At 65.3% G+C, this 22,485-nt stretch carries 21 protein-coding genes; 8 read left to right on the top strand and 13 right to left on the bottom strand.

Annotated elements, in window-relative coordinates; genetic code table 11:
* Window positions 1–512: 512 nt before the first annotated feature.
* The 5 genes from ACZ60G_RS10075 to ACZ60G_RS10055 all read left to right on the top strand — a co-directional run bounded on the left by ACZ60G_RS10075 (window position 513) and on the right by ACZ60G_RS10055 (window position 5,407).
* Window positions 513–1,733, top strand: coding sequence for a CaiB/BaiF CoA transferase family protein (locus tag ACZ60G_RS10075; RefSeq protein WP_465808959.1), 1,221 nt, complete (start codon window positions 513–515; stop codon window positions 1,731–1,733).
* Between the two features lie 85 nt (window positions 1,734–1,818).
* Window positions 1,819–3,117 carry an amidohydrolase family protein gene (locus ACZ60G_RS10070; protein ID WP_465808957.1) on the top strand — a complete coding sequence of 433 codons (1,299 nt, stop codon included), beginning with the start codon at window positions 1,819–1,821 and terminating at the stop codon, window positions 3,115–3,117.
* Between the two features lie 3 nt (window positions 3,118–3,120).
* Window positions 3,121–4,629 carry a class I adenylate-forming enzyme family protein gene (locus tag ACZ60G_RS10065; RefSeq protein ID WP_465808956.1) on the top strand — a complete coding sequence of 503 codons (1,509 nt, stop codon included), beginning with the start codon at window positions 3,121–3,123 and terminating at the stop codon, window positions 4,627–4,629.
* On the top strand, window positions 4,626–4,925 hold the full coding sequence (locus tag ACZ60G_RS10060) for a hypothetical protein (protein WP_465808954.1): 300 nt from the start codon (window positions 4,626–4,628) through the stop codon (window positions 4,923–4,925). Before ACZ60G_RS10065 ends, ACZ60G_RS10060 begins: the two co-directional genes overlap by 4 nt.
* Before the next feature lie 80 nt (window positions 4,926–5,005).
* A complete protein-coding gene (locus tag ACZ60G_RS10055; protein WP_387293680.1) occupies window positions 5,006–5,407 on the top strand; it encodes a PPOX class F420-dependent oxidoreductase in 402 nt (133 codons plus the stop codon).
* 243 nt (window positions 5,408–5,650) lie between these two features.
* On the opposite strand, the gene ACZ60G_RS10050 is transcribed toward ACZ60G_RS10055, so the two are convergent.
* Genes ACZ60G_RS10050 through ACZ60G_RS10035 form a run of 4 tightly spaced genes read right to left on the bottom strand, consistent with a single transcriptional unit; the run spans window position 5,651 to window position 9,647 of the window.
* Entirely contained in the window at window positions 5,651–6,313 is a 663-nt protein-coding gene (locus ACZ60G_RS10050) for a PhzF family phenazine biosynthesis protein (protein WP_465808953.1), read from the bottom strand.
* Between the two features lie 53 nt (window positions 6,314–6,366).
* On the bottom strand, window positions 6,367–8,013 hold the full coding sequence (locus ACZ60G_RS10045; RefSeq protein WP_465808951.1) for a thiolase C-terminal domain-containing protein: 1,647 nt from the start codon (window positions 8,011–8,013) through the stop codon (window positions 6,367–6,369).
* A complete protein-coding gene (locus ACZ60G_RS10040) occupies window positions 8,010–9,242 on the bottom strand; it encodes an amidohydrolase family protein (protein WP_465808949.1) in 1,233 nt (410 codons plus the stop codon). The genes ACZ60G_RS10045 and ACZ60G_RS10040 overlap by 4 nt, the downstream gene beginning before the upstream one ends.
* 15 nt (window positions 9,243–9,257) lie before the next feature.
* Window positions 9,258–9,647 (bottom strand): pyridoxamine 5'-phosphate oxidase family protein, encoded by a 390-nt coding sequence (locus ACZ60G_RS10035; protein WP_465808947.1) that lies wholly within the window; start codon window positions 9,645–9,647, stop codon window positions 9,258–9,260.
* A 163-nt stretch (window positions 9,648–9,810) separates the two neighbouring features.
* Here ACZ60G_RS10035 and ACZ60G_RS10030 point away from each other — a divergent pair, with 163 nt between their 5' ends.
* Both ACZ60G_RS10030 and ACZ60G_RS10025 read left to right on the top strand, forming a co-directional pair.
* Entirely contained in the window at window positions 9,811–10,227 is a 417-nt protein-coding gene (locus tag ACZ60G_RS10030) for a Zn-ribbon domain-containing OB-fold protein (RefSeq protein WP_465808945.1), read from the top strand.
* Between the two features lie 17 nt (window positions 10,228–10,244).
* The gene (locus tag ACZ60G_RS10025; protein ID WP_465808943.1) at window positions 10,245–11,393 is read left to right on the top strand and encodes a thiolase family protein; all 1,149 of its coding nucleotides are present in this window, start codon (window positions 10,245–10,247) and stop codon (window positions 11,391–11,393) included.
* Between the two features lie 392 nt (window positions 11,394–11,785).
* On the opposite strand, the gene ACZ60G_RS10020 is transcribed toward ACZ60G_RS10025, so the two are convergent.
* The 9 genes from ACZ60G_RS10020 to ACZ60G_RS09980 form a co-directional block, all read right to left on the bottom strand.
* A complete protein-coding gene (locus ACZ60G_RS10020; protein WP_465808941.1) occupies window positions 11,786–12,406 on the bottom strand; it encodes a cysteine hydrolase family protein in 621 nt (206 codons plus the stop codon).
* Entirely contained in the window at window positions 12,403–13,404 is a 1,002-nt protein-coding gene (locus ACZ60G_RS10015) for an aromatic ring-hydroxylating oxygenase subunit alpha (RefSeq protein ID WP_465808939.1), read from the bottom strand. Before ACZ60G_RS10015 ends, ACZ60G_RS10020 begins: the two co-directional genes overlap by 4 nt.
* Window positions 13,405–13,494: 90 nt before the next feature.
* Complete coding sequence (locus ACZ60G_RS10010; protein WP_465808937.1) at window positions 13,495–14,442, bottom strand: TIGR03619 family F420-dependent LLM class oxidoreductase; 948 nt, start codon at window positions 14,440–14,442, stop codon at window positions 13,495–13,497.
* A 4-nt stretch (window positions 14,443–14,446) separates the two neighbouring features.
* Window positions 14,447–15,643, bottom strand: coding sequence for an acyl-CoA dehydrogenase family protein (locus ACZ60G_RS10005; RefSeq protein ID WP_465808935.1), 1,197 nt, complete (start codon window positions 15,641–15,643; stop codon window positions 14,447–14,449).
* 13 nt (window positions 15,644–15,656) lie between these two features.
* Complete coding sequence (locus ACZ60G_RS10000; protein WP_465808934.1) at window positions 15,657–16,694, bottom strand: acyl-CoA dehydrogenase family protein; 1,038 nt, start codon at window positions 16,692–16,694, stop codon at window positions 15,657–15,659.
* A gap of 30 nt (window positions 16,695–16,724) precedes the next feature.
* Entirely contained in the window at window positions 16,725–17,564 is an 840-nt protein-coding gene (locus ACZ60G_RS09995) for an amidohydrolase family protein (protein WP_465808933.1), read from the bottom strand.
* A complete protein-coding gene (locus tag ACZ60G_RS09990) occupies window positions 17,561–19,186 on the bottom strand; it encodes an AMP-binding protein (RefSeq protein ID WP_465808932.1) in 1,626 nt (541 codons plus the stop codon). Before ACZ60G_RS09990 ends, ACZ60G_RS09995 begins: the two co-directional genes overlap by 4 nt.
* Window positions 19,187–19,199: 13 nt before the next feature.
* A complete protein-coding gene (locus ACZ60G_RS09985; RefSeq protein WP_465808930.1) occupies window positions 19,200–20,402 on the bottom strand; it encodes an amidohydrolase family protein in 1,203 nt (400 codons plus the stop codon).
* A 323-nt stretch (window positions 20,403–20,725) separates the two neighbouring features.
* A complete protein-coding gene (locus ACZ60G_RS09980) occupies window positions 20,726–21,223 on the bottom strand; it encodes an MTB12 C-terminal domain-containing protein (protein ID WP_387293695.1) in 498 nt (165 codons plus the stop codon).
* 400 nt (window positions 21,224–21,623) lie between these two features.
* Between ACZ60G_RS09980 and ACZ60G_RS09975 the strand changes: the two genes are divergently transcribed.
* Entirely contained in the window at window positions 21,624–22,466 is an 843-nt protein-coding gene (locus tag ACZ60G_RS09975; protein WP_465808929.1) for an SDR family oxidoreductase, read from the top strand.
* Window positions 22,467–22,485 lie beyond the last annotated feature (19 nt).

Genomic DNA, 22,485 nt, shown 5'->3' with positions numbered 1-22,485 from the left:
CGCTCGGCTCCGTCGTGCGCGAAGGCGCACTGTGCTGATGGTTCACTCGCTGACGCTCGCTCACGACTCCACCTCGCTGGCGCTCGGCTCCGTCGTGCGCGAAGGCGCACTGTGCTGATGGTTCACTCGCTGACGCTCGCTCACGACTCCACCCCGCCGGCGCTCGGCTCCGTCGTACGCGAAGGCGCACTGTGCTGATGGTTCACTCGCTGACGCTCGCTCACGACTCCACCCCGCCGGCGCTCGGCTCCGTCGTACGCGACCGCGCTGTGCTGGGTGGTTCGCTCGCTGCGCTCCCTCACATTTCCTCCTGATCATCGGGCGGGCAGTTACCGCGCGTCACCGCCTCGCCCGCGGCAGGTAGTGAGCTCCGGGCACGCGGGAAGCAACGCTGATTCCCTTCGGGCGACGTTGTCCGAGACCCACCGGGATGGTCCATCCTGGATGCTTAACTGTAAGCATTACCGTATATTACTTCAAGACGGTGAGCAATCGCAGGAAAAGGAGCTCCAATGTCGGGTCTGCTCAATGGCGTCCGAGTAGTCGAACTGGCGTCGTGGACGTATGTGCCCAGCGCCGGTGCCGCACTGGCGGATTGGGGCGCGGATGTGATCAAGATCGAGGACACCAGGGGCGGCGATCCGTGTCGCGCCCTGGTCGTCGGTGGCTTGGATCCCGCGCACTCGCCGGTGCAGGCCAACTACATGATGGAACTCGGCAACCACGGCAAGCGCAGCATCGGCGTGGATATCAAATCCGAGCGCGGACACGAAATCCTCGGCAAGCTGATCGCGAACACCGATGTGTTCCTGACCAATTGGCTGCCAGGACCGCTCGAACGCGCCGGTTTGTCCGTCGAACGAATTCGTGAATTCAACCCGAAGATCATCATCGCCCGGGGCAGCGGCCACGGCAGCCGCGGACCCGAGCGCGAGCGCGGCGGATTCGACGGTGCCAGCTATCTGGCGCGGGCCGGTGTCGCCTACGCCCTCACCCCGCCCGATGCCGAATATCCGGTGGCCCAAGGACCGGCCTTCGGCGATCTCCAGGGCGGCATCACCCTGGCGGGCGGTGTCACGGCGGCGCTGTTCCACCGCGAGCGCACCGGACACGCCCCGATCGTCGACAGTTCCCTACTGGCGCAGGGCATGTGGGCCGTGGCCCCGGATATCGGGGCGGCCGATTACTACGACATCGACCGGATTCCGCCGAACCCGGCGGGGACCGCACTCAATCCCGCCGTCAACCGGTACAAGACGCGCGACGGCCGCTGGGTGCAGATGATGCTGCTGCAGGCGGACCGCTATTGGCGGGGATTCTGCGAACGCATCGGTCGGGCCGATATGGCCACCGACGAACGGTTCGTGCCGCTGGCGAATCTGGTCGTCAACCACGAGGCCGCCACGGCCGAACTCCGCAAGACCTTCGCCGAACGCGATCTCGCCGAATGGCAGAAGATCCTGGCCGACGAGCCGGGTGTATGGGCCACCATCGCCAGCCCGCAGGAAGTGCTCGCCGACCCCCAGGTGGCAGCCAATGGCTATCTGATGACATTGACCGACAGCGCCGGTAAGTCCTACCGAACCGTCAGCGCCCCAGTGCAATTCGATGAGATCCCGGCACCGCCGACCCGCTCGCCGGAGTACGGCGAGCACACCGAGACCATCCTGCTCGAACTCGGCATGGATTGGGACGAGATCGTCGCCGCCAAAGATGCGGGCGCGGTCCTCTGAAACGGATCCCATCGACCATCCCGCAACTGCCCACCACGGGCTATATTGTAAGCCATACTGTAATCCTCATCGAAGGAGCGTGGACGTGGATAAGAACGACATGATCCTGATCAGCGTCGATGACCACATCATCGAACCGCCGGACATGTTCAAAAACCACCTGCCGAAGAAGTACGCCGCCGACGCGCCGCGGTTGATACACACCGACGATGGCGCCGACATGTGGAAATTCCGAGACATCGTGGTTCCCAATGTCGCGCTCAATGCGGTGGCGGGCCGACCGAAGGACGAGTACGGGCTCGAACCCGAAGGGCTCGACGAGATCCGGCCCGGCTGCTACGACGTCGATGAGCGCGTCAAGGATATGAATGCGGGCGGCATTCTGGCGTCGATGAACTTCCCGTCGTTTCCGGGATTCGCGGCCCGCCTGTTCGCCACCGACGATTCGGACTTCTCACTGGCCCTGGTGCGGGCCTACAACGACTGGCACATCGATGAATGGTGCGGCGCCTATCCCGGACGCTTCATTCCCATGGCACTGCCGGTGATCTGGGATGCCGAACTGTGCGCCGCCGAGGTGCGTCGCTGCGCTGACAAGGGTGTACATTCGCTGACGTTCACGGAGAACCCGGCGGCATTGGGCTACCCCAGTTTCCATGACCCGTACTGGAATCCGCTGTGGCAGGCCCTGGTCGACACCGATACCGTATGCAGCGTCCACATCGGATCATCGGGACGGCTCTCGATTCCCGCGGTCGACTCGCCGCCGGATGTGATGATCACGCTGCAGCCGATGAATATCGTGCAGGCCGCCGCGGATCTGTTGTGGTCCAGGCCCGTCAAGGACTATCCGGATCTCAAGATCGCATTGTCCGAGGGCGGCACCGGGTGGATTCCGTACTTCCTGGAACGCGTCGACCGCACCTTCGAAATGCATTCGACATGGACCATGCAGGACTTCGGCGGCAAGCTGCCCTCGGAGGTCTTCCGGGATCATTTCCTGACCTGTTTCATCAGCGATCCGATCGGTGTGCGGCTGCGCAACGAGATCGGCATCGACAACATCTCGTGGGAAGCCGACTACCCGCACAGCGACTCGATGTGGCCCGATGCTCCGGAGGCACTGCACGAGGTGCTGCAGCGCGAGCAGGTGCCAGACGACGAGATCGACAAGATGACGCATCTGAACGCCATGCGCTGGTACTCCTTCGACCCGTTCGCCCATGTGCCGCGGGAGAAGGCCACCGTCGGCGCGTTGCGCGCGGCCGCCGGGGACCACGATGTCAGCATTCAGGCGCGCAGCCACAAGTCGACCGCGGCCGAGGAGAAGCTGCGGCAGTTCCAGTCGCAGATCAAAGCCGCGACCGCCCAGAACGCGAGCTGAGGTTTGAGCATCTCGCTATTGCTCGACATGGTCGCGGCCGACGATCCCGATCAGCTCGCGGTGGTATCCGGCGCTGTTCGGGTCACCACCGCGGAACTGGATGCCATGGCCCTCGGCGCGGCGGGACTGATCGGTTCGTCGGGCGTCGGACACGTCGCATACGTCGGGACCAGTGGCGTCATGGTGCCTCTGCTGCTGTTCGGCTCCGCCCGAGCCGGAAGGGCGTTCACCCCGTTGAACTACCGTCTCAGCGCCTCCGCACTGCGTGAGTTGATCGACCGGTTGCCCGCGCCGCTGGTGGTGGTCGACGCCGAATACGCCGACGCGGTCGAGGGTGCGGGCAGGCAGATCATCGACTCCGATCTGTTCCTCGCCGCCACCCGGGCCGCGGCGGCGGACGCCGAAATCGTCGATACCGCACCCGAAGACGTCGCGGTCGTACTGTTCACCTCCGGCACGACCGCACGTCCCAAGGCGGTGGAGCTGACCCATGCAAATCTGACCAGCTACATCCTGGGCACCGTCGACTTCGGCTCGGCCGAGCCCGGCGACGCCGCGCTCATCTGTGTGCCGCCGTATCACATCGCGGGCGTCGGTGCGGCACTGTCGAATCTCTATGCCGGCCGAAAAATGGTGTACCTCAGGCAGTTCGAGCCACGGGAGTGGATCCGGCTGGTCAACGACGAGCAGATCACCAACGCCACCGTGGTGCCGACGATGCTCGATCGGATCGTCGGCACGCTGGAGGCCACGCCGGTGACGCTGCCGACCCTGCGTACCCTCGCCTACGGCGGTTCGAAGGCGCCGCTGCCGCTCGTGCGCAAGACCCTCGAGTTGCTGCCCGACGTCGGCTTGGTGAACGCCTACGGCCTGACCGAGACCAGTTCGACCATCGCGGTACTCACCCCCGCGGATCACTGGAACGCTTACCACGCCGACGATCTCGCCGTCGCGAAACGACTCGGCTCGGTCGGCCGCGCGGTCCCCGGCATCGAACTGCAGACCCGCGCCGACGACGGCACGATCGCCGCCCCAGGCAAGACCGGCGCGCTGTTCGTCCGCGGCCCGCAGGTGTCGGGCGCCTACGCCGGTATCGGTTCGGTGCTCGACGGCGAAGGCTGGTTCCCCACCAACGATCTCGCCACCCTCGACGAGGACGGCTACCTGTTTCTCGGCGGCCGCAGCGACGACACCATCATCCGGGGCGGTGAGAACATCGCACCAGCCGAACTCGAGGACGTGCTCGTGGAACACCCGCACGTCCATGAGACCGCGGTGATCGGCGTCCCCGATCCGCAATGGGGCCAGATCATCGTCGCCGTGATCGTCCCCGCACCCGGTACCAATCCGCATCCGGACGTACTGCGCGACTACGTCCGCGCCAACCTGCGTGGGTCGCGAACACCGGACCGCATCGTATTCCGCGATCAGCTGCCAACCACACCAACCGGGAAAGTGCTGCGGCGCAACCTGATCGAAGAACTCACCCCGACCAGCGAGGAAGCATCGTGATCAACAGTGGCGCCCGGCTGGAAAGCCAGGTCTGCGAAACCCAGGTGATCGTCATCAGAGCCACCGACGCTCTCGACGGACTGCGCTGCGGCGGTGCCCCCATGGTGCCGATCGGAGCCGAGAAGACCACCGCCGATCTCGACCCGCGCTTTGCCGACGGCACCGCCCTCGGAAAACGCTACGTCCACGAGACCGGGGCCGAAATCCTCGTCACCCGACCGGGATCCGGCACGCTCGCGGTGCACGACATCCCCTTGGAACTCAAGCAAGCCAAAGCACTGCCGTCCAGCGACTGACACGTAGGAGCAATCGTGCATCACCCCCGGCCCCCAAGAATGGCGTGATCGCTGCCGAGGCATCCCGCTACGCTGCATCGGTGACTTTCACTACGAACGAGCAGCAGTTCCTCGCGGAGGCCGGGATCGGTCGGCTGGCCACGGTATCGCCCGACGGCGTTGTACAGAACAACCCGACCAGCTATCGGGTGAATGCCGACGGCACCATCGACATCGGCGGTATGCGCATGCAGACCAGCCGCAAGTACCGCAACGTCGAGGCGGGCAGTCGGGTGTCGTTCGTCGTCGACCAGCAGGTCTCGTTGGAGCCGTATGTTATTCGCGGCATCGAGGTGCGCGGCACGGCCGAGGCACTCGACGACCAGGAGCCGCCGTTCCCGCCCCAGGAGCGCTCGATCATTCGGATCCACCCCGAACGGATCATCTCCTGGGGCATCGACAGCGGTTCCTTCGATTTCACCAGTCGCACACCCAATAACTGATTCGAAGGCTCTCAGGCGTCGACGCCTTCGTCGGCGCCTGTGAAGTCCTTGGGCGAGAAAACCTTTCGCTGAACAATAGTGGTCGTCCCGGGCTTCATGGGGACCGAACTTATCGACAAATCCACAGGAAAGACACTGTGGGGACTGAAACCTTCGCACCGGTGCGGGCCGGATTCGAGCCGTACACCGATCTCGTCGCGAAACTCGCGACCGTGGTCCATCATCCCGGCGCCAGATCTGCGTTCAGGCGGTCCGTGGGGCGAAGGCCGTAACCCGCCGCACGCGTCCACCGATCTCGATCGAGCCGTCGGGCTTCGGACATGTCAGGATCTGCGAGCCCCGACCCTGTGTGATGGTCAGACATCGGCCGAGAGTGGCCGTCAGGAGTAGCGCCGCAGCACCGGTCGCCTCGTCCTCGTCGATGCCGTCGCCGCGGCCTGGGAATGCTCGGGCCCGGACCCGGCCGGTGGGTTCGTCCTGCCAGGCCCACGCGTAGATCCATTCACCGGGTGGAGGTACCTCGAGCTCGTATATCTCCTCGGCCGAGTCGTACTGCTTCAAGGTACGGGACGGCGCCCACTCTGCGCGGGCAGTGATCCAGGTGAACTCGCCGTCGCGGCGCGCAGTGACAATCCCTGCGGCGGTTTCGAGTTCCGATGTATCCAGCAGCCACGCCGCACCGACGCAGGGATGCCCGGCGAATGGCAGCCGCACCGATGGTGTCCAAATATCGATGGCGGCACGAACCGAATCATCGACAAACACCGTCTCGCTGAACCCGAGGTCGCGTGCGATCGCGAGCCGCTCGGCGTCGGAGGCGACATTCGGACCCTGCACGACGCCGAGTTCGTTGCCGAAATCGCCTGCTGGTCCACAGAACACACTGAGCACATCATGATCGATCACCGACACAGTCAACCGTAATCACAGACGTGACAGTTGTCGGCGCCCCGCCGCCGTCACCGGTCCGCTCGCAGCAGCAGCACACCGCTGGGCGTCAGCCCGCCGCTGGTGACCACGCCGACGCGAGCGTCGGGAATCTGTCTGACTCCGGCCTGACCCCGAAGCTGGAGGACGGCCTCGCGGACCAGGCCCATGCCGTGGGTGCGGCCGTGTGAGAGCTGCCCGCCGTGGGTATTGAGCGGCAATACACCGTCACGGGCGATGTTCTTGCCTTGCGCCAGAAAGTCTTTCGCCTCGCCGATACCGCAGAATCCGAGGGCCTCGATCCAGGACAGGCAGTTGAAGGTGAATCCGTCGTAGAGTTCGGCCACATCGACGTCGGCGGGTGTCAGGTCGGTGCGCGTCCACATGTGCGCGGCCTGGCCCAGTACCTGCGGCTCATGGGTGAGGGTGCTCTGATCCCATTCCAGGCGTTCGATGATCTGGGTTCCGACGGCCTCCACCAGCACCGGCGGTTGCGCCAGATCACCGACGGTTTCCCGGGCGGAGACGATCACCGCGACCGCCCCGTCGCATGGCACGTCGCAGTCGTAGAGCCCGAAGGGCGTGGTGATGGGACGCGCCGCGAGGTAGTCGCCCATGGTGAGCGGGTCCCGGTAGATCGCCGTGGGATCCAATGCGGCATTCGTTCGTTGGTTGAGGGCGATCCAGCCGAGGGTCTCGCGATCGGTGCCGTAGCGGTGAAAATGCCGCTGCGCGGTCTGCGCCAGCAGATGCGCCGCCGAGCTCGCACCGAACGGCACGAGCCATCCGTCGGCGATCCCGCCGGAAGGCGAAATGCGCCCGGCGCGAATCAATTCCCCATAGGTCGACTCCCATACGGTGCGGAAACACAGCACGTGCCGGGCCAGCCCGCTGGCCACCGCCAGCATCGCGGCGATGACCGAACCCCCCGGCCCGAAGGTCTCCGCGCCGCCGTTGTACCAGGTCGGGCGGATACCCAGGGCCGATTCGAGGGCGGTGACACCGCCCTCGCCGAATGGGCCGAAGCCACCGGATCCCGGATAGGTCGACAGCCCGTCGATATCCTCGAGGCGCAGGCCCGCGTCCTCGACCGCCGCCCGGCAGGCTTGCACCGTCAGCGACAGCGGATCGGCCATCAACCGCCGCCCGAGCTCCGACATCCCGATTCCGGTGAGAGCGACCTTGTCCTCGAACTTCTCCGGTGACGCCATCGGCCGCACATGGCGCGACACCGATGCAGGCTCGATATCGTCGGATGGCAAGGCGGCCAACGGCTTCTGCTCATCCGCCGGGCGGAACAGCGGCAGCCACACCTCGCCGAGACCCTCGAACACTACCTGCATGCGCATACCGAGGGTCAGTTGTTCCGCTTCGCATCCCACCGTATTGGTGGTCAGCCGCACGCGCGGATCCTCTTCCAGGGCAACCTGTGCCACCACGTAGGGCGTGGTCAGACCGGGCACACGAAAGCGGTGGTTGACGGTGAAACCGATGAGGGTGGCGAAGCCGCTGACCGCCCGCACGCCCATCCGGTCGCCGCGGCAATAGCGGCAGACCGGTTGCGGCGGGTGGATCAACGCGGCACAGGACAGGCATTCCCGGATGCGCAGCCGGCCGTCCGCGCCGGAGGTCCAGAAGAATTCGTTCTCGGGCGTGATGGCCGGTAGGGGACGCGTCACTCTTGGACCTCGAACACCGGCGGATGCTGCGCGGCCGGATCGGGATTCGCGATCGGCAGGCCCATGAATCGGCGTGCGTTGTCGCCCATGAAGTCCCAGGTGCGGCGCTCGTCCATGCCCTCGGCGTACTTCCAGTAGCCCTTGGGCTCCGGTAGTCCCTCGGGGTGGGGGTAGTCCGAGCCGAACATCACCCGGTCCCAGCCGACCGTTGCGACGACGTCGGCGACCGATCCCTCCCAGAACGGGCTGACCCAGATATTGCGCCGGAAAACTTCCAGCGGGTCTTCGGGGAAGTTCTGTGGCATCTTCTTGGTCAGGTCCGCCAGATCACGGAAGAGGGGATGGATCCACGAACTGCCGTTCTCCACACTGGCGATGCGCAGCTTGGGGAATCGGGTGAGGGTGCCGTGGCAGATCAGGCTGCCGATCATGTCGGAGATCTCCCGATGCCCGAGCGCCAGCCACCGGAATGAACTCATGGCCATGAAGTTCTTGGTGGCCGGCGGTTCCCACTTGTTGATGTACTCATCCAGCGGCGGCTGGCTGGCATGCAGCACGATCGGCAGCCCGGCGTTCTCCACGTCACGCCAGAACGGATCGAACTCCGGCAGCGCCGGGGATCGCCATCCGTGCAGACCCTTGACCGGCGCCGGCTTGATCAGGGCCACCTTCGCGCCGTTGTCGAGCAGATACTCGAGTTCTCGCCGGGCACCGTCGACTTCGGCGCAGTTGATGATCGGCGTGCTGAAGATCCGATCCCGGTAGGCGAAGCTCCAGTGCTCGAGCATCCATTGGTTGAGTGCGTGGATGATGGCCAGGGTCAGCTCGGGATCATCGGCCGCGGAGTGCTCGACGAGACTCGCCAGTGTCGGATAGTTCAGTGTTTCGCGGACACCCTGGCGGTCGAGTTCGATGATCCGATCGTCCGGATTGCGGGTGGCGGCGGGCGCTTCGATCGCGGCGCCCTGCATTTCGCGCAGGGTGAGGCCTTCGGTATTCGCACCGGCAAAGAACTTCTCGTGCGCGCCCGGCGCGGCGACACGATCGAAGGTCGGGTTCGGGATGAAGTCCGTGATCCGGCCGTTGATCGCGATCCGGGTATGGCGTCCGATCTGGACGTACTGGACAGCCTGCCGGTACTGCTCGGGCAGGTATCGGGTGAGAGCTTCGACGGTCTCGTACATGTGTGAGTCGGCATCGAAGATCGGGGCGGCTATCGGCTGCGCCATGTCTTATTTCCTTCGCTATTTGGCGATGAACCTGGTTGCGTCGAGCAGCAGCACGACCCGATCGTTCACGTCGGCGGGCAGGCCCTTCTCGGTTTCGCCGTACAACTCGTTCAACGCCGAATAGAACGAGCCGTCCTCATCCCCTTTGACGGTGACCAGCCATCCTTGCGCCTCCAAGACCCGGGACGGAGCGTCCGGATCGGTGATGATGAAGGAATAGTTGGGGTTGGCCTGCAGGCTCGTGAACTTCCGCCGCGGGATCGTATGGCTCATGCGTAGATGTGCGCCATCCCAGGTGAACCGCATAGGCGTCTGGTCCGGGGATCCGTGCGGGGTCACGGTCGCGAGCACGCCGACGATCGGGCGCCGCAGCAGGTCCTCGAATCCGGCAGGCACTTTCGACATCTTCCACCACCGTTCGCCAATAGTATCGAAATGAATACCGTAATGCTCTCTAGAGACTGCCGCAAGCGTCGCCGGGCGACGGCTCGACCTCGCGATCGGATGGTTGTGACAGCACTTCCGGTATGGCTTACTGTATAAGTATCCGCAAGCTGGAGGAACGAATATGCGCAGAATGATTGCCCCGGAGATCTCCAACTGGCCGAACGAAGAGTTCCGGCTCGTCGGCGGGTCGTGTGGCGAGTGCGGTGCGACCGTCTTCCCCATCCAGGACCTGTGCCCGCGGTGCAGTCGGCAATCGATCGAACCGATCACACTGCCGCGCAGCGGAACCCTGGTGGCCTGGACCACCCAGGGGTTCCTCCCAGGGCCGCCCTATCTCGGCGACGAGACAGCGAAAAACTTCGTTCCCTTCGGGGTCGGTCTGGTGCAGCTCGGCGATGTCATCCGGGTCGAAGCCCGGCTCACCGAAAACGACCCGGACAAGTTGGAGTTCGGAATGGAAGTAGCGCTGACAGCCGTGCCGCTCGGCACCGACCCCGAAGGCAACGAGGTGCTGACCTTCGCCTTCCAACCAGCCTGAGGGACAGGATTTTTCAGATGACCAACGATGTAGCGATCATCGGTGTGGGTATGCATCCATTCGGCCGCTTCGAAGGCAAGACCGCGATGCAGATGGGGACCGACGCCATTCGCGCCGCACTCGCCGATGCCGGATTGGAATGGCGAGATATCCAATTCGCCGTCGGAGGCAGTTGGGAGGTCGCCAATCCCGACGCGATTGTCGGCCTGATGGGACTGACCGGGATCCCCTTCACCAATGTGTTCAACGCCTGCGCCACCTCGGCCAGTGCCACCGAAGCCTGCGCCGACGCGATCCGGCTCGGCAAGTACGACATCGGCATCGCGATCGGCCTGGACAAACATCCACGCGGCGCGTTCACCGTCGACCCCACCCTCGTCGGCATGCCCAAGTGGTACGGCGAGAACGGTCAATACCTGACCACACAGTTCTTCGGGATGAAGGCCAACCGCTACCTGCACGACCACGGGATCTCCGTGCAGACCCTGGCCAAGGTCGCGGCCAAGAACTACCGCAACGGCGTATCGAATCCGAACGCTTTCCGCCGCAAGCCCGTCTCCGAGGCGGACATCCTCGCCGCGCCGATGCTCAACTACCCCCTGACCCACTACATGTTCTGCGCGCCGGACGAAGGCGCCGCCGCCGTGATCATGTGCCGAGCCGACATCGCGCACCGCTACACCAACAAGCCGATATACGTGCGCGCTGTCGAGGTGCGCACGCGCAAATACGGTGCGTACGAGGTCAATACGACCTACGCACCGGTGCAGGAAGACGTGTCCCCCTCGGTCTACGCATCGCGCGCGGCATTCGAGTCCGCGGGTATCGCACCGAAGGACATCGACGTCCTCCAGCTCCAGGACACCGATGCCGCGGCCGAGGTCATCCACATGGCCGAGGCCGGATTCTGCGCCGACGGAGACCAGGAGAAGCTGATCGCCGACGGTGTCACCGAGATCTCCGGTGCGATGCCGGTCAACACCGACGGCGGACTGATCGCGAACGGCGAGCCCATCGGCGCATCGGGAATGCGCCAGCTGCACGAACTCGTCCTGCAACTGCGCGGGACCGCCGGGGATCGTCAGGTATCCGGCGCACCCAAGGCCGGTTTCGCGCTGCTCTACGGCGCTCCGGGCACAGCCGGGGCAACTATCGTCACCACCTGATTTCTTCCGTTCCGGACCGGAAGACGCGGGCGATTGTGGCGGTGGTAGGGCCACCGCTACACGCATCCGGGAAACCGATTCCCACCACCGACAGCCACATGCACGGAAACTGCAGAGCCTGTTGCCGAACACGCCGAACATGCGATCGTGCCGTCACACCAACGCGCCCAGCGACAGACCAATCCCCTAGCGGCGGGCTAGATTGCGCCGTAGCGGTCCACATAGGCACATGACATGCGTCACGGCCAAGACCGCGCCAATTCGGCAACAAGCTCTGCAAGGTTGGCTTGACACCGGGTCCACCCTTACTGCAGCGAATTGGCCAAGATCGGGCCTGGTAGCCGCCGCGGGCACCGACCAGTTGTACAGGTGCGGTCAGGGGCTACCACTCGCTAGCGCCCCCAAGCATCCAACATGTTCGCTGTCGTGGTCACGGTGGCGAGCAGGGACAGCGTGTTCTCGATAACGGCGGCGCCGTACTCGCGCGGCACCCCCGCGACGGCATCGCTGGGCAGCACAACGCGATAGGCGGCATTCACCGCGTCCATGACCAAATTCGGGATGGCCACATTGAGCGACACCCCGACCGCGACGATGGTCGAGACACCGAGATTGCGGAGCACCGCGTCCAGATCGGTGCCGCCCATGGGGCCGAGGCCGTGTCCCCGTGTGAGCACGAGGTCGCTCGGTTCCGGCCCGAATTCCGGTAGCAGCGCGGCACCGGCACTGCCGGGAGCGACGGAGACACCCCGGCGGCCGACGGCGAAGAGTTTGGCATTGTGGTTGGCGCCTTGGCCGTCGGCCCGCCGCGATACCAGGCAGTGCACCACCCGGACTCCGGCCGCACGCGCCGCGGGCAGCAACTTGCCGATATTGGGCAGTGCCTCGCGACGCGCCTCGTCCGCGAGGGCGGGCAGACCGGCCTCGGGCCCGACGACCGCGCCCTGGCACTCCTGGGTGAGGATGGCTGTGCGCTCGGGCGCGACCAGATCCGCCAGCGCGAGCCGACTCACTCGGCGCCGACCGGCGGAACGTCGTAGAACTGGGTGGCCCACTTGCGAAGCGACAGATATGGTTTCGCGTCCTTGGGTGAAAGCGGCGGGCGCTCGACGTACTTCTGATGCCGCCAGATGCTCAGGTCTTCCCACACGGTGACCAGGAACTGCTTCTCGACGCGTTCGCGAACCTCCGGTGGCGGAACGTCGGAATCGTCACCCGGATTGCGCGGCCACCAGATCGAATAGAACAGGTCCGAGCACTCGTCGTCGACCGGCGTCGTGGCGAAGATGAGCCGGTGCTTGGACGATCCGTCGAATGCGCTGATGGAGCCGCCGAGGCCGAACATCTGCGCGTGGATCTTCAATGCCATCTTGTCCGGATCGTCACTGCGCGCGTCGGGCCAGCCGGTGAGGAAGTTCCAGGTGTGGTCGACAACGCTGTAGTCCAGCATCTGCGGGGTGACGGTGGCGCCGTGCACATACTCGAAATGCAGACTGTCCGGACCGTTCTCCAAAACGACCTGCGGATGCACCGGTTCGCGTTCGGTCTTGCGGGAGAACTCCGGATACGGCCGGTAGAAGTTGTCCGGGTCGGTCCCGAGTTCCGGGAACAGGCGCAGGATATCGGGCATCTCCCACTGCGGTTCCTTGCCGTCGGGCTGATGCCACATGAACACGCAACCGTTCTGCTCGTTGACCGGATAGACCCGCAACCGCAGTCCGCGGTTGGTCCGGTCTTCGCCGGGGATGCGGCGATTGGTGCCGTCCGGGCCCCAGCGCCAACCGTGGAACGGGCATTCGACACAGTCGCCGACCACCTTTCCGCCGTAGCCGATATGCGCACCGAGATGGCGGCAGTGCCCGGTCAATATGTGCAGTTCACCGGATTCGTCACGGTAGGCGACGAGATCCTCGCCGAAGTATCGGAGCGGACGAACCTCACCTTGCGGGAATTCGGCCGACCACCCCACCATGAACCACCCGGTGACCTTCCAGGTGAAGGGGACCTTCACGTGACACCTCCAGTCGTGCCAGGGCGGAAACCGCCGATACTGATATATTTACAGTAATGCATATTGCATGGCTTTCGCGACCCACCGCGGTCATCGATCGGCGATGACGGTCTGCCCGAACGTCCGCACGAAATTCACCGCCGCTTCGGGGCTCGAGCCGTCGACGTGCACGACCGTCCAACGGGCACCGCGCTTTTCGAGATCGCCGAGATAGTCCCGCGCTGCGCGCACCGTGCCCGCTGCGGCGAAATCCACATGCGGGCACACCACTTGCACATCGACCGCATCCGGGTCACGGCCAGCGGCGGCCAGCCGCCGGCGCAGTTCGGTAACACCGTCACTGAACTGATCGGGATTCTCGATGGCCTTGGTGCGCATCGCGGCGGCCATATCCGCACCCGCGATGATCGGCATCCACCCATCGCCGTGCTGCACCACCCGCCGCAGGGCGGCCGGACCATTGCCGCCGATCCAGATCGGCGGATGCGGTCGTTGCACCGGAGCCTGTAGCCACAACGGCCCGGGTGCCGCGAAATCTCGGCCCTCGAACGGCTTTTCGGGTTCGGTCCAAATCCGCCGCAGCGCGCCCAATGCCTCGTCGAGTAGTCCGGCGCGGCGTTCGTGGCGCACGCCGACGGCGGCGAACTCCGCGCGCAGATAGCCCGCACCCACACCGGCGATCGACCGTCCGCCCGAGACGATATCCAGACTGCCCAGCGCTTTCGCGGACAGATACGGATTGCGGAACGGGAGGACATACAGGTTGGTCAGCAACCGAATTCGCTCGGTGACGCCTGCCATGAAACTCAGCGCCGCGATCGGGTCGAGGGTGTTGTGCCCGCCGTTGCGCCGCCATTTCAGCGACGGGGCCGGATGTTCGCTCAATGCCACCGCCGAGAATCCGGACTCCTCGGCGGCGGTGACGACCGCCCGAATCACCTCCGGCCGCAGGAACTCGTCGGAGGCGCTCGGTAGCTCGCTCGGATATTCGAGCACGTATTTCATTGCGCTGGTCTCCTTGTCGAGTGCAGCGCGCACCTATTCAGTTCGCCTTCGCATTGGCCGGCGCGGCATAGTTGGGACGTCCGAGACCGAGCGCGTGCTGCGCGATCAAGTTGCGGAAGACCTCGAGAGTGCCGCCGTAGATTCCGCACAGCGGCGCCCAGCGGTAGAGGTATTCGGCGCCGCCGTCATCGATGGCGCCATCGGTATCGATCGGCAAGACCGAAGCGGAGCCGAGGATATCCATCAGATCCGGGGAGATGTCCCGCATAGCCTGGGCGATCGCGACCCGCCCGAACATATTCGGCGCCGACAGCGCGGCCTCCACCCGGGCGATGCTGCGGCCGAGCCGATACGCGACCGATCCGTCGTCGAGCAGCCGACGACCGTCCGGAGCGCGCCGCGCCGTAATCGCGGCTACCTTGTCGACCGATGTAGCCATCATCAGGCCCTGATGCACCAGGACCGACACATCCTGCAGGCCGTCCGGTGCGGCGTCGACCACTCCGTGCTCGACACTGAGCGGCTCCATGAGCACTCGCCAGCCGCCGTTCACTTCGCCGAGCCGGTACTTGTCATCGATCCGGACATCGCTGTAGTAGACGATATTGGTGCGATCGCCGTCCACCGTTCGGATGCCCTGGATCTCGATGCCCGGGGTATCCAGCGGGACCAGGAACATGGTGAGGCTCTTGTGTTTTCGCGCCTCGGGATCGGTATTGGTGATCAGGAAGACGTACTGGCAGTTGTGCGCGCCGGTGGTGAACATCTTGGCGCCGTTGATGACCCACTGGTCCCCGTCGCGAACCGCGCGCGTCTTGCACGTCGCGACATCGGATCCGCCCTCGGGCTCGGTGTAGCCCAGGCACAACCGGACCTCGCCCGTGAGCACCCGCGGCAACACCTCCTCGCGCAGTTCGGGCGATCCGAACTGCGCGACGGATTGCGCCACGATTATGGTGGTGCCCCAGGTAACCCAGGGCACGTGCACGCGCCGCTTCTCCAGATCCCAGATGCGCCGTTGCACGCGGGTCATCCCGCCCTCGGCGCCGCTGTTCATCTCGGCCGCCAGCCATCCTTCGGCGCCCATGGCCAGGTGTACGCCCGCGTCGAAGTTGTCGCCGGTTTCGCGATCGCGACGGCGCACCTCGCCGGTGACATGGGTGTCGAGAAACTTTCGCACCCGCTCGTGGAAGGCCGCGTCCTCGGCGGAGAGTTCAACGAGGGAAAAGTCCATCGGTAGCTCCGTCCTAGGCCCGCGCGAACAGTTCGGCGACCCGCACGGCGCTGGCACCGGGATCACCCGCCGCCAGCGGCCAGCCCCGGGCACGCACCAGATAGGCCGAGGCCGCCGATTCGGTCGTGACGCCAAGTCCGCCCTGGACGTGCACGGCCATCGTGGCGGCCTTGGCGGCCTCCTCCGCCATATACACGAAGGCCGCCGCCGCGAGTCCGGGCTGGACATCGGGTTCGTATTCGAAGAACCAGGCCGCGCGCCGAGCCAGGTTGCGCCCGCTCTGCACGACGATCGCGATATTGGCCAGCGGATGGGAGATGCCCTGCAGGGTCGAGATCGGAACACCCATGGTGTAGCGGGTTTTCGCGAATTCGGCCGCGATACGCATCGTCTCTTCGACCAGCCCGACCAGCGCGGCCGCGGTGAGCACGCGCCATTCATCGAGGGCCCGCTCGTAGTGCGCGAGCGCCTCGGCGCCGCTGGCCAGCACAGTCCGCCCATCGGCCGCCGCCGGATCGACCCATGCCATTGGCAGACGGCCGATATTGTCGACCTTCGCCGGTCGGCTGGCGAAGCTCAGCGCCACGATATCGTCGCCGTCGCGCACGATGATCCGATCGGCGACCGAACCCGATGGGATGAGCCGGATTCCGGCGACGGCATCAAGGCGCGGATCCAGCGCGACCACCTGTCGGCCTTCGACCACGTCGGCCGCCTCGGCGCCTAATGCGCCGAGCCGCCCGAGCAGACGCGCGGCGCAGACGTGATCAATCCACGGCACGGGTGCGATGGTGCGGCCGAGTTCTTCCGCGACCAGGACGAGGTCGACCAGTGTCGCGCCGTCGCCGCCAACGGATTCGGGCAGCGCCATGGTGGTGGCACCGGTACCGCACAGCTGCTCCCACAGATTCTTGTCGAAACCCGTCGGCTCGGCCGCGCGCACGACCTCCAAGGGGCACCGGCTTTTGAAGAACTTCGCATACACGGCCTGGAGTTCCGTTTGGTCTTCCGACAGGCTGTAATCCTGCCTGCGCAATTCGTAGCGGTCCATATTTCCCTTGCTCCTCGTTCCGCGCGCGGCTCAGTCGGCGACCGCTCGGTCACCGAAAAAGAATTCCTGGGCGTTGTTGTAGAGATAGTTGTCCAGCACGTCTTCGGGGAGGTCGAGCGCGAGCGCTTCCGGCACCACCCGGCTCATGCGAAGCACCGGCCAGTCCGAGCCGAAGATCACCTTTTGCTTGCCCCGGGTCCGCATGAAATGCACCAAACTCTCCGGCAGCCGTTTGGGCGACCAGGCCGAGGTCATGAGCCGAAGATTCTCGTATTTCATGAGCAGCCGGATCGCGATATCCCACCACGGATCGGCGCCGTGGATCATGCACAGCCGAAGCTCCGGGAACCGGAAGCACACCCGATCCAGGTAGATGGGATTCTGCACCTCACCGGGAATCGGCGGTCCCGGTATTCCGGTATTCATGCACAATGGCAGACCCAGCTCGGCGCATTTGTAGTACAGCGGGTAGTAGACCGCGTCGGTCGGCGGATACAGGCCGTCGCCCCAGAAACTCGGTCCCGCCGTCGTATAGACCACCGGCAGATCCTTGACCAGGGAATCCAGTTCACGCAGCGACCGAATCGGATGCAGGAGATCGACCCCGTTGATGGCCAGCGCGAATCGGTCCGGGTGGGCTTCGACGAATTTCAGCGCGGTCTTCGACGGTTTCGCCATCGAATACATCAGGATCGCCCTCTCGACGCCCTGCCCATCCATCTCGTCGAGCAATTCCGAGAGCTCGACTTGCGCGTACAACGACGCCGGGCCCTTGAAATAGTCGTCCCGAACCTTCAGCATCCAATCCGGCTGGTCGCGCTCACCGAAATGCACGTTCACCAGGCCGTCGATTACTTTGCGCACAGTCATGCCCCAATTTCCTCCGCGACGCCCGGCACCACACGTTTCGCGGCCCAGCGGTAATCAGGCTTACCGTTGCCGAGGCGTCGGATCTCCGCTACGAAAATGAATTCCTTCGGCACCTTGAATCCGGCAAGCTCGCGTTTGCACACCTGCCGCAGTGCCACATCGGTGATTTCCTCCCCCGCCCGAGGGCACACCAGTGCGACGACCTCCTGCCCCCAGCGCGGACTCGGCCGCCCCACCACCAATGCGTCGAATATCCCCGGATGCGCCCGTAGCACCTCCTCGACTTCTTCGACGAAAACCTTCTCCCCGCCGGTATTGACGACCAGCGAATCGCGGCCGAGCAACCGGAGGGTGCCGTCGGCATCGACGCTCGCCCGATCGCCGGGGATGGCCATGCGCTGACCATCGATCTCCGGAAATGTGCGCTCGGTGGCCGCGCGGTCGTCGAAATAGCCGAGGGGAACCCGGCCGATTCTGGCCGCCCACCCGATCTCGGTGTCACCGGGCGCGAGAAAATGGGTACGGTCCTGTGCCACCGCCGCCGCACCGGGACCCGGATCGAATGTCTCGACCTCGGCACCGCGGCGACTACGGCCGAAGGCCATACCGCCGGTCTCCGAGGCGCCGTAACCTTCGACCAGCATGACGTGCGGCAGCAACTCGAGCAGCTGCCGTTTGTGCAGCGGGTTGGTCGCCGCTCCCCCGGTCCCGAGCACCAGCAAGGATGGCAAATCATAAGGGCGCGTTTGCATTTCGCGTACCAGCGGCCCGGCGTAGGCGTCACCGACGATCGTCATCAGCGCGGCGTTCTCGCGCTGGGCGGTTTCCAGCGCGATGCGCGGATCGAAGGGATCGCGATCGTCGTACAGGACGATCGTCTGCCCGGCCAGCAGTCCCGCGAGCGCGGTCATGATGCCCGCGGCGTGCGAGAGGGGCGACACCGCGAACCAGACCTGCCCGGTCATCCGCGCGAGGTCGCGCAAGCCCGCGGCGGAGTCGTGATCGGCACCGTTCATCGATGACACATACAGATCGCTCTGCCGCCACAGCACACCCTTGGGCCGACCGGTCGTACCGCCGGTGCACAGCATGACCAGATCGTCGGGTGTCGTCGCGATCACCCGGTCGGGATCACCGAGGCGCACGGCATCCTCGAATGCCACCGTGCCCGCCGGTTCAGTGGCGTCGCTGCCGTCGTCGACCGATATCAACAATTCCACGTCATCCGGCGCGGCCTCGGCTACCACCGGCCCGAACGACCGGTGGTAGACGATGCCACGCGGCCGGACATACGCCAGCAGCTCCCGGATCTCGCGCGCGGTGTAGTGGTAGTTGATATTCACCGGGACGACGCGCGCCTGCACACACCCGAGCAGCACGTCGAGGTACTGATCGTTGCGCATGAGCAGGGCGATGCGGTCCTGACCGCACTCCCACCGTGCGAGCCGGTGCCGCGGCGTGTGCTCTCCGAAACCCTGTGCCGCAACGAAATTCGCGAACCGCCGGATGCGCAGCCCCGACTCACCGAAGGTGCCGCGCCGCTCGCCGCAGACGGTCATCGTCCGGTCCGGCACCGCCGCCGCGACAGCGTCGAAGACGGCCCCGATACTCCATTCGGTCAACGCGGCCCCGATCTCACGCGGTGGCTGCGACCGGCAGCCCCAGGAATTCCAGAGCGTTGTCGCGCATGATCTTTCGCACGTCGGCGGCGCCGAAGGCGGTCAGCTCGTGGGTAAAGTCCACCGGCTCGGCCAGCCCTTCGCCGTGCGGCCAGTCCGAGCCGAACAGAATGCGCTCAGCGCCGATCTTTTCCGCGAGCAGCGGCAGATCGTCCTCGTAGTACGGGGCCACCCACACATGCTCGCGCAGGGTGTCGACCGGATCGTTCGGGAACGCGCGCGGCGACTGGTTCGCCAGCTTCTTCATCCGCTTGGCCAGCCTGTGCACGAAGTCCGAGCCGTTCTCGATACTGGCGACCCGCAACGTCGGATGCCGATCGAACACACCGTGGATGATCAGCGAAGCCATGGTGTCGTGGATGGCGCGGTCGTCGACGAGGATCTTGTCCAGCGCATCTCCGGGCCCGAACGGCTCGAACGTATCCTTACCGCCCCACATGGCGGCGATCTTCAGATATCCGCTGTCGCCGAGGTGGAATGCGACCGGCACATTCGCCTCTGCCAGTCGCGCCCACACCGGATCGTGCGACCGATCACCGAGCGAGCGCGGCCTGCCGACACCGGGCACCGGGGCGGGCCGGATATGGACGACGCGCGCGCCGCGAGCCAGCACGAAATCGACCTCGGCGACCGCGGCCGCCGGATCGGCCAGCGAGATCATCGGCGCCGAGAGGATCCGGTGGTCCGGCCGGTCGAAACCCCAATCCTCGTCCAGCCACAGGTTGAAGGCGTGCAGGGACGCAGCCGTCGCCTCGACATCGTCCCTGAGCGCCTCTTCCACGCCGCAGCCGAAGGTCGGGAACATGAAGATCGTTTCGATGCCCTGCTTGTCGAGCACGGCCACGCGGGCATCCCGATCCTGGTATTCGGGCCGCATTTCCAGGCTCTCGACCTGCATCAGCGTCGCCGGATCAACGCCCTCGGGGACCTGACCGCGGAAGATCAGATCCAGGCAGCCCGGCACGATGATCGGGTCGAAGGTCGGATTGGGAATGAACCGGTTCACCCGGTTGCCGATAATCGCCGTGTGGTACTTGCCGTCCTGGACGATCTGGACACCCCGCCGCCGGAACTTCTTGTCCAGGTGCCGGGTGAACGCGTCCATCGGCTCGTAGTAGTGGTTGTCGACGTCGATCGCCTTGTAGTCGAGCGCGCTCATCAGCATCCTTTCAATTCGCCGGATGGTCGTTTCGACCTGTCCGGTAGCCCAAGCACCGACTTCGACAACAGCGGTTTACGCAGCCTCGTAGCGCGGTCCGAGTTGGGCGAATAGTGCGGTGTGACAGTCCATTCCGGCTGCCATCTGCTGCTATCGAACAACCTGCCGCAGGTCGAATAGATATGTCTACTGTATACCTATCGGTAGTGCATTGCACAAGAGTTCCACCGAAGGCCGGATCCGAACATCAGCCGCCGAAAACGCAAAGCGCCCGGGTGCCGGACGTTCGTTCCGGCACCCGGGCGCTCCGGGTTCGCGATCGGTCAGCAGGCCGGGGACTGACCACCCTGGAGTGCCAGCAGAGCGCAGAATGTCGTCGCGGCAACCTTCCACTGCGCGCCATCCTTGACCGCCTGGCCGGTTTGATCCGGCAGCACCGGATTACCACCCATCAGCAGGGTGTAGGTGACATCGGCATGGGTGGCGTCGACCGGCTTGACCGCAGACACCGTGACCGAGGTGCCCTGCGCCTGCGGGTTGCCCGCCTGCGCCTGCAACACCGGCGCGAAGACCTGCCCCTTCTCCACGACCGCGATCCGCTGGTCCGCGGGCGCCCCGCCATTGAAGAAGGTCACGTACGCATCGGTGACAGCCTTGATGGTCGCCGAATCAGCCGAGGCCGCCGCAGTGGCGGCGCTGGACGATGCGGCCGACGTCGATGCCACGGCACTCGAGTCGTCGGAACAACCGGTCAGAACCGCGGCCGCAATGACCGCCGAACCACAGCACGCCACCGCAGCGCGAAGGAGTGAATCACGCATGGAAATCCTCATCTCGAGTGCCAACTTGCATACTGTAGTTAATACAGTATGAAGGACTGGCGGATTGCTAGAATTTTGCCCAGGTACACCAGAAGGCCACCTGAGCCGACGCCGCCGCCAGCACGCACGGAAGTATAACGACGTTTCCGTACTTGAGAATTAGATTTCCCGAAAATAGTGACGGCGGACCATCGCTCCAGACGTATTGCCCGACCGGGCTGCACCAGCGCCGGGCGGGCCAACCATTGGCAGGTCTGCCGCCGAGTGATCCGATTTCGTGCGAATATGACCCGAGCTGACACCCAGGCCGGCCAACGCACACCGCATGCGCAAGAGCGTTACCATCACAGAGAATCCAATTACCGGGCGAAGATGCCCGGTCGCATGAATGGAGACAAGCATGATTCGTGACGTGCTGGTGGTCATAGGCGCCGGCGGGATGGGCCGGGCGATCGCACGGCGGCAGGCCGGTGGCAAACAGGTGTTGCTCGCGGATTTCGACGAAACCACATTGCGGACGGCCGCCGACGCCATGGCGGACGACGGCCACACGGTCATCGCCGCGAGCGTGGACGTCTCCGCCCGCGAGTCGGTCGCCGAACTGGCGAAGACGGCCGAGTCCCTCGGACCGGTCACCCAGATCGTGCACACCGCCGGGCTCTCCCCCGCACAGGCGCCGACGGCCGCGATCCTGCGGGTAGACCTCGTCGGCGTCGGCCTGGTGCTGGAGGAATTCGGCCAGATCGTCGCACCGGGCGGGGCGGGAGTGGTCATCGCGAGCATGGGCGGACATATGGGCACCCTGCCCGCGGATCTGGAGGCCGCGCTGGCCACCACGCCGACCGACGAGTTGCTGAATCTGCCCGCCCTGGCCCCGGACGTGCTGACCGAGCCCGGCTTGGCCTACGCAATCGCCAAGCGGGCCAATCATTTACAGGTCCGCGCCGCGAGCGTGGCATGGGGCGAGCGCGGCGCCCGGATCAACTCCATCAGTCCCGGCGTCATTTCCACCGCGATGGGGCGTCAGGAATTGTCCTCGGCGGCCACCGGCGACGGGATGCGCGCCATGATCGGTATGTCGGCGGCCAAGCGAACGGGCACTCCGGACGATATCGCCGCCGCGGCGGCCTTCCTGCTCGGCCCGGACGCGGCCTTCGTCACCGGCACCGATCTGTTGGTCGACGGTGGCGTGGTGGCTGCCTTCCTCGGGCTCGCCGCCAGCACTGCCGCCGAAACACACTGATCCGCAATGCCTTTGGCGC

This window comes from Nocardia sp. NPDC102475 (assembly GCF_055584605.1).
Note: the sequence above shows the minus strand (reverse complement) of the source record. Positions and strands in the feature narration are given on the sequence as shown.

Coding starts and splice junctions, on each gene's coding strand:
- ACZ60G_RS09985 (WP_465808930.1), bottom strand. CDS start 20,402: ATGAGCGCGCTCGACTACAAGGCGATCGACGTCGACAACCACTACTAC.
- ACZ60G_RS09995 (WP_465808933.1), bottom strand. CDS start 17,564: ATGACTGTGCGCAAAGTAATCGACGGCCTGGTGAACGTGCATTTCGGT.
- ACZ60G_RS10040 (WP_465808949.1), bottom strand. CDS start 9,242: ATGGCGCAGCCGATAGCCGCCCCGATCTTCGATGCCGACTCACACATG.
- ACZ60G_RS10035 (WP_465808947.1), bottom strand. CDS start 9,647: ATGTCGAAAGTGCCTGCCGGATTCGAGGACCTGCTGCGGCGCCCGATC.
- ACZ60G_RS10005 (WP_465808935.1), bottom strand. CDS start 15,643: ATGGACTTTTCCCTCGTTGAACTCTCCGCCGAGGACGCGGCCTTCCAC.
- ACZ60G_RS10000 (WP_465808934.1), bottom strand. CDS start 16,694: ATGGACCGCTACGAATTGCGCAGGCAGGATTACAGCCTGTCGGAAGAC.
- ACZ60G_RS10030 (WP_465808945.1), top strand. CDS start 9,811: ATGCGCAGAATGATTGCCCCGGAGATCTCCAACTGGCCGAACGAAGAG.
- ACZ60G_RS10025 (WP_465808943.1), top strand. CDS start 10,245: ATGACCAACGATGTAGCGATCATCGGTGTGGGTATGCATCCATTCGGC.
- ACZ60G_RS09980 (WP_387293695.1), bottom strand. CDS start 21,223: ATGCGTGATTCACTCCTTCGCGCTGCGGTGGCGTGCTGTGGTTCGGCG.
- ACZ60G_RS10075 (WP_465808959.1), top strand. CDS start 513: ATGTCGGGTCTGCTCAATGGCGTCCGAGTAGTCGAACTGGCGTCGTGG.
- ACZ60G_RS09975 (WP_465808929.1), top strand. CDS start 21,624: ATGATTCGTGACGTGCTGGTGGTCATAGGCGCCGGCGGGATGGGCCGG.